Annotated in this window: 9 protein-coding genes; 5 read left to right on the top strand and 4 right to left on the bottom strand. The window is 65.9% G+C overall.

The features are described 5' to 3' along the window. Positions 1-95: 95 nt before the first annotated feature. Entirely contained in the window at positions 96-1,835 is a 1,740-nt protein-coding gene (locus tag NQ034_RS02075; protein WP_257046744.1) for a DEDD exonuclease domain-containing protein, read from the top strand. A gap of 11 nt (positions 1,836-1,846) precedes the next feature. On the opposite strand, the gene trpD is transcribed toward NQ034_RS02075, so the two are convergent. Beyond that, complete coding sequence (trpD, locus tag NQ034_RS02070) at positions 1,847-2,941, bottom strand: anthranilate phosphoribosyltransferase (RefSeq protein WP_257046743.1); 1,095 nt, start codon at positions 2,939-2,941, stop codon at positions 1,847-1,849. Between the two features lie 336 nt (positions 2,942-3,277). Here trpD and ctaE point away from each other — a divergent pair, with 336 nt between their 5' ends. The 4 genes from ctaE to qcrB are packed head-to-tail and all read left to right on the top strand — an operon-like array spanning position 3,278 to position 7,469. Next, a complete protein-coding gene (gene ctaE / locus NQ034_RS02065) occupies positions 3,278-3,916 on the top strand; it encodes an aa3-type cytochrome oxidase subunit III (RefSeq protein WP_257046742.1) in 639 nt (212 codons plus the stop codon). 48 nt (positions 3,917-3,964) lie between these two features. Next, positions 3,965-4,750, top strand: coding sequence for a cytochrome bc1 complex diheme cytochrome c subunit (gene qcrC / locus NQ034_RS02060; protein WP_257046741.1), 786 nt, complete (start codon positions 3,965-3,967; stop codon positions 4,748-4,750). A 47-nt stretch (positions 4,751-4,797) separates the two neighbouring features. Further along, entirely contained in the window at positions 4,798-5,844 is a 1,047-nt protein-coding gene (gene qcrA, locus NQ034_RS02055; RefSeq protein ID WP_257046740.1) for a cytochrome bc1 complex Rieske iron-sulfur subunit, read from the top strand. After that, entirely contained in the window at positions 5,841-7,469 is a 1,629-nt protein-coding gene (gene qcrB, locus NQ034_RS02050; protein ID WP_257046739.1) for a cytochrome bc1 complex cytochrome b subunit, read from the top strand. The genes qcrA and qcrB overlap by 4 nt, the downstream gene beginning before the upstream one ends. Positions 7,470-7,717: 248 nt before the next feature. Here qcrB and NQ034_RS16165 read toward each other — a convergent pair whose 3' ends face one another. The 3 genes from NQ034_RS16165 to NQ034_RS02035 all read right to left on the bottom strand — a co-directional run bounded on the left by NQ034_RS16165 (position 7,718) and on the right by NQ034_RS02035 (position 13,196). Beyond that, a complete protein-coding gene (locus NQ034_RS16165) occupies positions 7,718-8,956 on the bottom strand; it encodes a ParA family protein (protein ID WP_373456806.1) in 1,239 nt (412 codons plus the stop codon). 83 nt (positions 8,957-9,039) lie between these two features. Next, positions 9,040-12,081, bottom strand: coding sequence for an AAA family ATPase (locus NQ034_RS02040; RefSeq protein WP_257046738.1), 3,042 nt, complete (start codon positions 12,079-12,081; stop codon positions 9,040-9,042). After that, a complete protein-coding gene (locus NQ034_RS02035) occupies positions 12,078-13,196 on the bottom strand; it encodes an exonuclease SbcCD subunit D (protein WP_257046737.1) in 1,119 nt (372 codons plus the stop codon). The genes NQ034_RS02040 and NQ034_RS02035 overlap by 4 nt, the downstream gene beginning before the upstream one ends. Positions 13,197-13,254 lie beyond the last annotated feature (58 nt).

The raw sequence follows: 13,254 nt of genomic DNA, 5'->3' as shown, positions 1-13,254 counted from the left end.
AAACGGTGGGGGCCGTTGTAGTGTGTGCGCCGGGGCCGCGCGAAACGGTCACGATGCCGCCGGCTGTGTCAGGGGCCCGCGGCACAATGGGGGATATGAGTGGTTCGCAGCGCAAGCAGTTCACCCCTGCATTCGAGCGTCCGGAGGATAAACGGTCGGGGCAGCTGGATCTCAGGTCGCTGGGCACACGATTCTCCGATGCCGCCTTCACCGTGGTGGACTTGGAGACAACCGGGACCCTGGGGGCGCGCGACGAGATCACGGAGATCGGTGCGGTACGCGTTCGGGCCAGGCGAGTCGAGGAGGAATTCTCGACGCTCGTGCGTCCTCGTCGGGCCGTGATCAGCCCGTTCGTTCAGAACCTGACCGGGATCTCCAATTCGATGGTCCAGAACGCGCCGTACCTGGACGCGGTTCTACCGGAATTTCTCGAATTCTCCCGCGGCAGCGTATTCGTCGCCCACAATGCGCCCTTCGATATCGGTTTTCTGCGGCGGGCATGCCGCGAGCTGGACTATCCCTGGCCGGAGCCGCTTGTGTTGGACACCGTCAGACTTGCCAGACAGGTGGTGCCACGTCCCGAGGTGCGCAATCACAAGTTGGGGACCCTGGCGGGTTTTTTCGGTACCGAGGTCTCGCCGAGTCACAGGGCGCTCGACGACGCTGCCGCAACCGCCGAGATCCTCTACCACCTGTTCGACCGGTACCGCGCCGCAGGGATCGACACACTCGAGGAATTGAAAGCGCTCAAGCCAGTGGGTACCGGGCGCCGGGCGGAGAAACGCCATTTGGCCCATGACGTGCCGGCCCGGCCGGGTGTCTATATGTTCGTCGACGCGGCAGATCGGGTCCTGTATGTCGGGACGAGTCGCAACATGCATGCGCGGGTACAGCAGTACTTCACCGTTTCCGAAACGCGGGGACGGATGGTGGAGATGATCGCAGCCGCCGTTCGGGTGCAGACCATCGTGTGTGATTCGATCATCGAGGCCCAGGTGCGTGAGGTCCGACTGATCGGCGAACTGGCCCCACCATACAATCGGGCATCGAAGCATCCGGACCGACTCACCTGGGTCAGGCTGACGGCGGAGGCCTATCCCCGCCTGTCACTGACCCGACGGGATCCGGGCCCGGATGTGACGGCACTGGGGCCCTTCAGGAGCAATCGCGGGGCGGCCGGGGTCAAACACCTGTTGGAACGGATTTACCCGCTCAAGACCTGCACAACCAGGGTCCCCCGTGGGGCGGAGTTCCATGACTTCCGCGGGTGCCCTGCTGGGGAGATCGGTGGTTGTGCTGGGCCGTGTGCAGGCGACTTCGATGTGGCGGACTACACCGCCGGTCTGGCGGATCTGATCGAGTTGGGGCGGGGACGGCCGGTGGACTTCGTCGGCCGGTTGCGCGTGCGCCTGGCAGAACTAGCGGGGGACCAGCGCTACGAGGCAGCGGCGACTGCACGCGATGCGGGGCTACGCGTCCTCCGGTCCGCGGCCGGGAACGAGTCCCGGGCGCAATTGGAGGGCCTTCCGGAAGTGCTGGCGGCCCAGCCGGTGGCAGCCGGCGGATTCGACGTGGCGATCCTCAGGTACGGCCGGTTGGCCGGTAGTGCCCACGTCGACCGACTCGAGCAGTTGGAACAGGCGGGCAGGGTGCTGCGCCTGACGGGCGAATACGTTTCCGAACAGCCGGGGACCCTGCGGGCGGAGACTGGCCTGTTGCTGGATTGGCTGGGTAACGGCGAAACCCGATTCATCATGGGCGATCTTTCGTGGACCTGTCCACTGCAGGGCGCCCAGGCCCAGGCGGCGGCCTTCACCGCGCGCCCGGGCCAGTAGACAGCCCGGGGTCAGCCCCGCGCTGCGATCCGCTGCGAGGCGTCGACCAGGGCCTCGAGCCGTCCCGCGGCGGCGCCGGAGTCGATTGCCCGGCGCGAGGACTCGATCTTGACGGACAGGCGGTCGGCGAAAGAGCCGCCCGCGTCACGATCGAAGGCGACCAGAGCAGCCGCCGCATTCAACAGGACCGCATCGCGAACCGGCGATTCCTCCCCGGCCAGGGTCCGGCGCATGACAGAGGCGTTGAATGCGGGGTCTCCGCCGCGGAGATCCTCCTTGGTGACCCGCGGAAGGCCCAGCTCGGTGGCATCGAGGACCGAGTGCTCGACGTTGCCGCCGCGGACTTCCCAGACATCATTCGGTGCGGTGTTGCTCAATTCGTCGAGCCCATCACGCGAGCGGAAGACCACTGCGGTGTCACCGCGGGCGGCCAGGGTGCCGGCGACGAGTGGCGCCATCGCCGGGTCGGCCACCCCGATCGCGGTGGCCCTCGTGTGCGCGGGGTTGGTCAGGGGCCCCAGGATATTGAAGGCCGAGGGCACCGCGATCTGTTTGCGCACAGGAGCGATGAAGCGCATGGCGGGGTGGTAGACATTGGCGAAGCAGAAGGCCATTCCGACCTCGTGGGCCAGTTCCACGGTCTGCTCCGGGGTCAGGTCGAGGACCAGTCCCAGTCGTTCCAGCACATCGGCCGAACCGGAAGCCGAGGACGTGGCCCGGTTGCCGTGCTTGACCACCCGGGTGCCCTGGGCGGCGATCACGAAGCTCGACGTCGAGGAGATGTTGACGGTCTTGGCGCGGTCTCCACCGGTACCCACGATGTCGACGGAATCGGAGAGGCCCGGGAGCTCCACGGCATGCTCCATCATCGCCTCGACCAGACCGGAGATCTCCTCGACGGTCTCGCCTTTGCCGTGATGGGCCACAAGGAAAGCCGCCATAGTGACATCGGGCACGACGCCCGACATGATCTGATCCATTGCCCAGGCCGAAGTGGCACGGTCCATATCGTGGTGGGCCATCAGTCCGACCAGCAGATCGGACCAGTCGCGGACCTCGCGCAACGTGGGCTCGGTCGGCTGATCTGTGGCAGTGGATGGAGACATGGTGTGCCTTTCGGAATGGAAACCTCATCGTAGGGCGTCGGCGACACCCTCAGTGGCAATCCTATTGGCTGTCTCGGTGGACCGGGCCCGCCGGTGGCTACAGGCGTCGGTGTGACCGGAACGGGCGCAGCCACGGCCGCGGCAATTAGAACATACTCCGATGCCCTAAAGATGCCTGCTCGCGATACCTTGGTCACCCTGTGGGACTGGCGATCTGCCGCGTCAGAGCTTGCCAAGCCCGGGAATCCGCGGAAGACACTACGCGTTGTAGAAAAACAGCTCCGCAAACCTGAGTGAAAGATGAAATTAGCCTGCGCACTGAGTAATAATAGGGCTGTGTCTACTGCCACTGCTAATCACTCAGCGCCGGTTCATCCCGTGATCAACAGGCCAAACTCGACCACTGTCGGGTTCATGGTTTGGCTGTCGAGCGAGTTGATGTTCTTCGCCGCGCTCTTTGCTATGTACTTCACGATTCGGTCGGTCGTACCGGAGATGTGGGCTACGGAAACCCAGAAGCTCGAGGTTCCCTACGCCACTGTGAACACCATCATTCTGGTGGTGTCGTCTGTGACGTGTCAGATGGGCGTGTTCAAGGCCGAGCATTTCAAGCCCCGTCGTACCGGCGGGCTGCTCAATGTCGGGTCCTGGGGCATGGTCGAGTGGTACTTCCTGTCCTTCATCCTGGGTGCGATCTTCGTGTCAGGCCAGGTGCTGGAATACGCGAACATGGTCTCCGAGGGTATTGCGATCAACTCCGATGCCTACGGGTCCGTCTTCTACCTGACCACGGGCTTCCACGGCCTGCACGTGACCGCCGGCCTGTTCGCCTTCCTGTTGGTGATCGGCCGCGCCTACGGTGCCAAGAAGTTCGGTCATCGTGAGGCGACGTTCGCCATCTGCATGTCGTACTACTGGCACTTCGTCGACGTTGTCTGGATCGGTCTGTTCAGCGTCATCTACCTGCTGAAGTAGCCACCGGCTCCGACCGTACGTATTTCCAGTAATGAAAAGGACAAACTCGTGAAGTTTCTTTCACAACGGCGACGCCACCCGATGGCTCTGCTCGTGCTGCTCCTCATGGGTCTGATGCTCACGGGCGGTGCTTACGCCCTGTTCACGACCAGCAGCACGGCAAAGGCCGAAGAGTACTCGGCCTCCGATATCGACGGCGGCAAGAAGCTGTTCGTGTCCAACTGTGCGACCTGCCATGGCGCTGGTGCCCAGGGCACTCCCAACGGGCCCAGCCTGATTGGCGTCGGAGCCTCGGCCGTCGACTTCCAGGTCGGCACCGGACGTATGCCGCTGCAGGCATCGGGCCCACAGGCGCCCGTGAAGAAGGCGCAGTTCAGCGACGACCAGATCAAGCAGCTGTCCGCCTACGTCGCCTCGCTGGGCCCCGGCCCGTCGATTCCGGACTCGGAATACCTCGATGCCTCCAAGGGTGACGCGGCCGCCGGTGGCGGTCTGTTCCGCACCAACTGCGCCATGTGCCACAACGTCGTCGGCGCCGGTGGTGCCCTGACGCGTGGCAAGTACGCCCCGAATCTGCAGCAGGTCAGCGAAAAGCACCTGTACGAGGCGATGCAGACCGGTCCCCAGAACATGCCGATCTTCAACGACGCCAATCTCACCCCCGAACAGAAGCGCGACGTGATCTCCTACGTCCGCACGGTCTCCGAAACCCCGTCGCCCGGTGGTTTCAAGCTCGGTGCCCTGGGCCCCGTCGCAGAAGGCCTGTTCGTCTGGTTCTTCGGTCTGGCCGCTGTCATCGGCATCACCGTCTGGCTTACGGCTCGGTCGAAGTAAATGCCCCAGAAGTCTCTATCCACAACGATCACTAAACGAGGAAGCGAATGAGCTCGAATCAGCATTCAGGTTCCACGGCCGGTGAGCTCGAAGTGGTGAACGGGTTCGAAAACCCCGGTCTCCCCGAGCACAAACCGCGCATCACAGACGTCGAACCGGCTGCCGAGAAGGTGGCTGAACGCCAGATTGCGGCCTGGTTCCTTCTGTCCATGGTCGGCACCATCTGGTTCATCGTGTCGTACTTCCTGTTCCCGCTTGACGGACAGATCGGCTCTGTCCGCATGCAGAACACCATGCTGGGCATCGGCCTGACGGTCGCGCTGTTCAGCATCGGTATCGGCATCATCCTGTGGGCCAAGACCCTGATCACCGACGCCGAGGTGTCGGAGGATCGCCACAGCATCCCGGGCTCGGAAGAGGATCAGGCAATCGCCATCGAGATCTTCAACCAGGCCAAGAACGAATCGGGCATCGCCCGTCGTCCGCTGATCCGCAATATGCTCATCGCCGCCGTGGCCATCGCGCCTCTGCCCGCGATCCTGGTGCTGCGCGATCTGGGCCCGCTGCCCGGTAACAAGATGTTCGAGACCCTGTGGGGCCCGGGCGTTCGCCTGTGCAAGGACACCGGCGGCGTGCCGTCGGTGGAGACCCCGATCAAGGCCTCCGATGTCACGATCGGTTCCGCCTTCCACGTGATCCCCGAGGGAATGAACAAGTCGGAGGACCCGCTGAATGAGAAGGCCAAGGCCGCTGTTCTGCTGATGCGGGTGGATCCCGAACAGCTGAATACCAAGCCCGAGCGTGAGAGCTGGCAGGTCGACGGCATCGTCGCCTACTCCAAGATCTGCACGCACGTGGGTTGCCCCGTGGCCCTGTACGAGCACCAGACGCACCATCTGCTGTGCCCGTGCCACCAGTCGACCTTCGACGTGACCAATCACTGCAAGGTCATCTTCGGGCCGGCCAAGCGTCCGCTTCCGCAGCTCCCGATCAAGGTCGATTCCGACGGCTACCTTGTCGCCCAGCGCGACTTCACCGAGCCCGTCGGCCCGTCCTTCTGGGAGGTTCACACGAGGGAGACTGAATCTCGATGAGTACCGATCTCAACGCACCCCCGGCTCTCGCCGCCACCTCGAAGTGGATCGAGGAACGAACCGGGGCCTCCGCGGCCGTCAAGGAGTTCGGCCGTAAGATCTTCCCGGCCCACTGGTCGTTCATGCTGGGCGAGGTCGCCCTGTACAGCTTCATCGTGCTGGTCCTCTCCGGGACCTTCCTGACGCTGTGGTTCCATCCGGCGATGGGGGAGACGCACTACGAGGGTCCGTGGACTCCGTTGAAGGGCGTCGAGGTATCCGAGGCATACGCTTCGACCCTCTACATCTCCTTCGAGGTCCGCGGCGGCCTGTTCCTGCGCCAGATCCACCACTGGGCTGCCCTGCTGTTCATGGCGGCACTGAGCATCCACGCTCTGCGCATCTTCTTCACGGGCGCCTACCGCAAGCCGCGCGAGGTCAACTGGATCGTCGGCGTGGGCCTGGTCGCCATGGGTATGGCCGCCGGCTTCACCGGCTACTCCCTGCCCGACGATCTGCTCTCGGGCAATGGCCTGCGGATCATCGACGGTCTGCTGAAGTCCATCCCGCTGATCGGCACCTACCTGTCGTTCTTCCTGTTCGGCGGTGAGTTCCCCGGCACCGATATCGTCTCGCGCCTGTACTCCGTGCACATCATGATCGTCCCGGCACTGCTGATCGCCCTGATCGGCGTGCACCTGATGTTCGTGGTCATCCACAAGCACACGCAGTGGCCCGGTGCCGGGCACACGGAGAAGAACGTGGTCGGCGAGCCCGTCCTGCCGACCTTCGCGGCCAAGGGCGGTGGCTTCTTCTTCATGATCTTCGGCCTGCTCTCGGCGATGGCCGGGCTGTTCACGATCAACCCGATCTGGAACTACGGTCCCTACGATCCTTCGCCAGTGTCCGCCGGTACCCAGCCCGACTGGTACATCGGCTGGATGGATGGATTCCTGCGCCTGCTGCCCGGTTGGATGGAGTTCTACGTCTTCGGCTACCCGATCTCGCTGAACATCTTCCCGGCTCTGCTGGCGGCGGCTGTTCTCTTCGGCGGCATGGTCGTCTGGCCGTTCATCGAAGCGTGGATCAGCGGGGACAGGCGTGAGCACCACATCCTGGACCGTCCGCGCAACGCCCCGACGCGCACCGCGCTGGGCGTGGCCGTGATCATCTGGTACTGCGCGATGTGGGCTGCCGCCTCCGGCGACTTGATCGCTGTGTTCTTCCACATGTCGTTGAACGACATGATCTACGTGTTCAGGACGCTGTTCTTCGTCGGTCCGGTGATCGGGTACATCGTGACCAAGCGGATCTGCATCGGCCTGCAGCGCAAGGACCGGGAGATCGCTCTGCACGGGTTCGAATCCGGCGAGATCATCCGTCTGCCCCACGGTGAGTACCAGGAACGCCACAAGCCCCTGGACGAGCACGAACGCTGGCGCCTGACCGCATTCCAGACCCCGTCCTATGTTCCGGCGCAGCCGGATGCCAGGGGCAAGGTCTCGGGTGCGGAGAAGGCTCGCGCGGCCCTGTCGAAGTTCTTCTACGAGGACCGTGTCGAACCGGTGACCAAGGCCGAACTGGATGAGGCCCACGCGGCCCATGCAGTCGAGGGCCATGGTTCCACCGGCGAGCTGGAGCACTGAGCCGGCAGTAAGGCACACGCCCGTGGGGCGGACACCTGAGGGTGTCCGCCCCACGGGCGTTTTTCGTTTCCGGCTCACAAACTGCGCGCCCACAACGGATCGTTCTGGTTCCCCTTGATGGCAGAGTCGGTGCCCGGCCCGGAAATGCAAGCCGAGAGGGTAAGACGACAAAAGGACCCTGCCAACATCACCGAGATGATCGGTGGTGTCGGCAGGGTCCAGCGCAATGCTGCCCCTGGCGGGGTGGGTCAGTGCCGGGGTCGGCGGGGCTTTCGTTCGCCTTCGGAGGGCGTGTCCGCGGGGGAATCGGGCTGGTCCAGGGGCCGGCGGTCATTACCGCGCGGGCGGCGGAGACTCGGTTCACCAGCGGCATCTGCGGACGGGGCGCGATCGGGCCGACTGGGTGCAGCCGCTGCCGGTGCGGCGGTCTGCGGAGCAGGGGAGATCTGCTGCGGCGGACTGCTGGGCACGGCGGGCGCAGCGATTGTGGGACTCTGCGCCGTGAAAGTCGGCGGAATGTCCGGTTTGACCGGTGTCTTCACCGAGTTCGCGGAGGCGCCGGTCTTCTCGGCTGCCCGCCGTTCGAGTGCGATGAGGAACGCGTCCTCGTGGGTCGGGGGTTCCGACTCCGGGGCCGGCGTCTGGCCGGTGGGTTGTGCGCCTGCGTCTGTGACCGCGTTCGGCTCGGCGGGTACCGTCGGTGCCTGCGCGGACCGTGTCCGCTCCCGGTCCTCGGACCCGCGGATGCTCTCGGCACGTAGCGTACGGTCGAGGATCTGGTCGAATGCGGTGGCCAGTTCGGCGGCCGGGCGCCCCGGCCAGGCATGGATCGGGCGGGCAGAGCCCTGGGCCTGTTGGAGGACCGTGCGCTCGGGCAGAGCAGGGGAGAGCACAAGGGGACCGAACATCTCGCGCAATTCATTGACCCTGTACTGGTGCTCACGTGAGTTGGGCCGCACCCGGTTCACTGCGATGCCCAATGGCTGGACGGTAGCAGAGGAGTGGCGGCGTAATTCGTCGACGGCCCGCAGTGCCCGGTCGGCGGCGGCAACGGAGAACAGCCCCGGCTCGGTGACGATGAGGACGCGCTGGCTGGCAGCCCAGGACGCCCGGGTCAGTCCGTTGAGGGAGGGCGGCGTGTCGATGATGACCAGGCGGTAGTCCTGGGCGATTCGGCTCAGCGCCTCCCGGAGTTTGCGCAGGTAGCGGTCGGAGAGCGAGGGCCGGTCGAACTCCGCAGCCCGTGGAGAACCGGGGATGACGTCGACGCGTCCGCGCTTGTCGGTCCACCCGCTGGGTACCAGCGCATCACCGAGCAGCTTGGATTTGGGCGCGGCGAGGACGTCCGCGACGTCGAGCGGGGTCTGCACGGGAATATCAAGACCCGTGGATACATCCGCCTGCGGATCCATATCGACGATCAGGGTCGGAACCCCACGGCTGTACGCGGCCGATGCGAGACCCAAGGTGACCGAGGTCTTGCCCACTCCGCCTTTTAGACTTGAAACACTGAGGACGATCACAACCTTAACGTTATCGCACCGACCGGGGTGATTTCTTCATCCCGCGCCTACCGGAGAGCCGAATGCGTTGTAATAGTCGAACCCGTGGGGGATGGGACTACCGTCAACGTGTTCGGAACTACATCGTGAATCGCCTGCACATGGGAGATGATTCCGATGGTCCGGCCGCCCTCCCTCAGTTCGTCGAGCACCGCCAGGACCTCTGCCAGCGCATCGGGGTCCAAGGATCCGAAGCCCTCGTCGATGAAGAGGGTGTCCAAGTCGATTCCACCGCGTTGCGCCGCCACGGTGTCCGCCAGGCCCAGGGCGAGGGCGAGTGCCGCCATGAAGCTCTCTCCGCCGGAGAGCGTGCGGGTATCGCGCAGCGTCTGGGTGAAGGAGTCCTCTACCAATAGTCCGAGCCCGGCACGTTTCTCCCGTTTGTGCAGCCCGTCGTCATGGACCAGGCGGTAGCGGCCCCGGCTCATGGTCGTCAGGCGCTGTGAGGCGTTGCGCGTGACATCGATGAACAGTGCCAGCAGGGCGTACGAGGTCAGCGGCATCCGTTTGAGGTTGTCGGCACCGGTGGCGCTGACCGTCTCCGCCAGGCGCACCCTGGTGGCCAGCTGGGACATGCGGGCGTCCTGTGCGGTGGCACGGCGGGCGTGGGCGGTGCCCTGCTCGGCCAGTTCCGTGGCCGCATGTCGGGCGAGGGTGAATCGCTCCGCCGCAGCGCTCTGCTGCGCTTGGGCTCGTACGAGCCCAAGGCGTGCGGCGTCGCGGCGATCTGTGAGGAGCTCGTCCGGGCTCGAGTCGGCCAGTGCGGCCGGCGCTGCCGGATCCTCACGCAACTGCGCGAGTCGGGAGGCGGCATCCTCGTGGGCCCGGATTCGGGAGGCCAGTGCGGACTCGTCTCCGGTGGCGGCCCGTGCCAGTTCTTCGGGATCGGCGAACGGGGAGTCGGATAGGAGTGCGGCGAAGCGCTCACTGGTGTCCTGGGAGACTGCCAGGGCGGCTGCGGCTTCGCCCGCGGCCAGCTGGGCCCGACGTGTGGCCTCGACCAGCTCGGCACAGTCGGCTGCCAGGATCTGCGCCGCCTCCGGTTCCCGTGGAGCGGTCAGGCCGGCGGCGGCCAGCGTTTCCTCCTCCGGCAGGAGAGAGGCCGTCGCGAGGGCAGCGAGGTCCGCGCTGGCGTGGGTGAGCTGATCCTGCAAGGCGTCGGCTCGCCGCCGGCAGGTTGTGGCGTGCGTCTGTGCCTCCTGTCGGCTCGCTTCAGCGGCGGACGCGGCCCGTACCCGGTCCTGGGCGCCGGCCTCGAGTTCCCGCAGATGGGCTGTGACCTCTGCTAGTTCCGCTGCTGCGGATTCCTCATCGACGCCGCCCAGTGCCTCCGCGCGGGTCCGCGCAGCGGTATGGGCGTCTCGGGCCTCGCCCAATGCGATCCTGACGTCCTGCAGGTGGGACTCGGCCTGGGTCCAGCGGGTGGCCGCGGCCTCTTCATCTGCGCGGGTCACGGCATCTGGTGCGGTACCGGCCGGCGCAGGGTGTTCCTCCGATCCACAGACCGGGCAGGCCGCACCGTCCTGCAATTGGGCTGCGAGTTCAGCGGCGAACCCGGCCAGGCGCAGGTTTCGGGTCCGTTCGAAGGCACTTCGGTCGTCTTCCGCGCGGTGCTGCGCACGGTCGAGGTCGTTCTGGGTCCTGAGGAGTTCGGCCGAGGTGCGTTCGAGCTCTGCACAGGCCTCCCGTACCGCAGTGCGACGCCGGGTAGCCTCGGCGACCCTGCCGCGAAGTGTTTCGAGGCGTTCGGGGGGAATCAGTGCGGCGGTCGTGCTGTTCACGCGCTCTATGTGTTCGGCCAGCGCAGAGGAGGCGGCGTCGGCGGTTTCGTGGGCAGACGCCACGTCTGCGGTGAGTCGGTCGACTCTGGCCAGGAGCTCGGCGCGCCGGCCCAGGCCTTCGGCCAGCCTGTCTGCGGCATCGCGCAGCGCCAATCGGGATTCGAGGAGGGTATGGGGGAGCTCTGCCGACTCCGGAAGACCCAGTCTGTTCGCTACCTCTTGCAGGGCCTGCGCGGCGCGTCCGGCGGCGGCGTCGAGCTCCCTGACCGTGGCCTGGCGTCTGCTGGACTCCTCGGCCAGGCTCGTGAGCTCCCGGGCCCGGCGCAGACGTGCAAGTTCAGTGCGGCTCGAATGCAGGTCGGCGGCACCGGCGTCGACTGCGGTCTGGAGTGAGCGAATCCGATCGGCCAGGGCGCGTCGGTCGATGGCCTGTTGTGCCCGTTCGACCCGACCGGCGGCCACGGTCACCTCCTGTTGGGCCAGTGCGAGTATCTCAGCGGCAGCCCAGGACTCCTCCTGGGTCTGGATTCGGGCCACGGACAGCGCAAGTGAGACTTCGGCCAAGGTCGGATGGTCCGGAATGGCGATGGCATCGCCGGGCAGGCCCGCGATCTCCAATGCCCGTGCCATTGTGTGCGTCCGGGTGGCCGAGATCGTGCCGATCTCGCGGCGCGCCGCGGTCGCGTCGGCAGACAGAATGCGTTCGACAGCGGCGAAACGGCCGGTGTCGAACAACTGCTGAAGGATCGGTTCGCGTTCCTGTGGGCCGGCCTTGAGGAACTGTGCGAACTGTCCCTGCGGCAGCATGATGATCTTGGTGAACTGTTCGGCATTGAGGCCGATGAGGTTCTGGATGGTCTGCGAGGTCTCCTGATTGGTCCGGGTCAGGCCGGCGGGACCGTCGCCGCGCAATTCGCTGAGGAACGCCTGGGCGCGCTGCACGGTCATCCGGTTGCCCCGCTTGGCTGGGCGTTCATACGCCGGAGTCCGCTCGACCCGGTAGGTGTGACCGCGTGCGCTGAAGGTCAGGGTGATCGTCGTCGGCATGTCGGGGCCCGCGGCCTGGGCGCGCAGTTGGTGGGCATCGTTGCGCTGGCCGGGAACGCGTCCGTATAGCGCATAGCAGACCGCATCGAGGATCGAGGTCTTCCCGGCGCCGGTGGGACCGGAGATGAGAAACAGTCCGTCGGCGGCGAGCCGGTCGAAGTCGATGTGAATCCGTCCTGCGAAGGGCCCGAAAGCGCTCAATTCCAGGGTGTGCAGTCTCATGCGTCCTCCCGCAGCGCCTGGGCCAGCGCGGTATCGAACAGTGCGGTTTCCTCCGCGGTCGCAGGCTGTCCGGTGGTGGTGCGCATGAAGTCGATGAAAACCTGTGTATCGGTGCGCGCTTGAGTGGAGCCGGTCGGTGCGGTGGCCGTGGGAGTCGGCAGGTTCGTCCATTCGTAGCGGACCAGTCGTTCGAAGGCCTGTTTCAGGCGCGGTAGGGCCTGCGGCGACCTGGCCGGATCGGTCAGCCGGACCTCGACGAAGGAACCGTCGTCCGGGGTCCCGAGCACTTCGGCCAGGGTGCCGGTCAGAGTCCGGGCGGAGACGAAACAGGGCAGGGCGATGGCCTCGACCTGCGCGGGACCATCGGGTGGGACGTCGATCTGCAATAGCCGTTTGGGCCCTTCGTCGAATCCGAACGCCAGGGGAGACCCCGAGTACCGCACAGTGGGCAGTGGGTCCTGAGGGCGGTGTAGGTGGCCCAGAGCGGTATAGGCGGTGGAGGCGAATGTGGCCGCGGGCACGGAGCCGACCCCGCCCAGATCGATCTGGCGTTCGGATTCGGAGGGACCGGAACCGGTGACAAAGGCGTGGGCGGCCACCACGAGTCGGGTACCGGGGTGGTTGCGGGAGTGATCATCGTGGATGATCTCCATAGCCCGCTCCAGGACCGCGGCGTGGGTCCGGGGAACACCCAGCCGGTCGGCCACCAGTGCGGGCTCCAGATAGGGAATGCCGTAGACGGCCACGTGGGCGTCGGAGTGCCCGATGAGCGCCGGGCGCACAAGGTCCGCCAGGCGGGTGCGCAGATGGATTCCGGAGTCATCGAACAATTCCCGGCCGAAGCCCAACCGCATGAACGAATCATGATTGCCACTGGTGGCCAGGACCGCCACGCCGGCCTGGCGCAGGCGTGCCAACAGTGTGTCGAAGGCGGCGACGGCCGCGGGTCCCGGGATCGCGCGGTCGTAGACGTCGCCCGCGATGATGAGGAGGTCCACATGGCGTTCGGCACAGACGTCGACCAGATGCTCTGCCAGCGCGGTGTGGGCCGCGCTCAGGTCGAAACCGAAGAAGGTGCGTCCCAGGTGCAGATCCGAGGTGTGGAGTATGCGCATGCGACAACCCTAGCCGCGGGCGCTGACACGGCCGGGTGCCGCTGTCGGATGCCACGAT

This window comes from Brevibacterium moorei, from assembly GCF_024580735.1.
Lineage (GTDB): Bacteria > Actinomycetota > Actinomycetes > Actinomycetales > Brevibacteriaceae > Brevibacterium > Brevibacterium moorei.
The sequence above is the reverse complement of the archived record's forward strand: the minus strand, read 5'-3'. Positions and strand labels throughout refer to the sequence as shown.

Excerpts from the sequence above, each read along its gene's own strand:
- qcrA (WP_257046740.1), top strand. The coding sequence starts at position 4,798 with ATGAGCTCGAATCAGCATTCAGGTTCCACGGCCGGTGAGCTCGAAGTG.
- NQ034_RS02075 (WP_257046744.1), top strand. The coding sequence starts at position 96 with ATGAGTGGTTCGCAGCGCAAGCAGTTCACCCCTGCATTCGAGCGTCCG.
- NQ034_RS02035 (WP_257046737.1), bottom strand. The coding sequence starts at position 13,196 with ATGCGCATACTCCACACCTCGGATCTGCACCTGGGACGCACCTTCTTC.
- qcrB (WP_257046739.1), top strand. The coding sequence starts at position 5,841 with ATGAGTACCGATCTCAACGCACCCCCGGCTCTCGCCGCCACCTCGAAG.
- NQ034_RS02040 (WP_257046738.1), bottom strand. The coding sequence starts at position 12,081 with ATGAGACTGCACACCCTGGAATTGAGCGCTTTCGGGCCCTTCGCAGGA.
- trpD (WP_257046743.1), bottom strand. The coding sequence starts at position 2,941 with ATGTCTCCATCCACTGCCACAGATCAGCCGACCGAGCCCACGTTGCGC.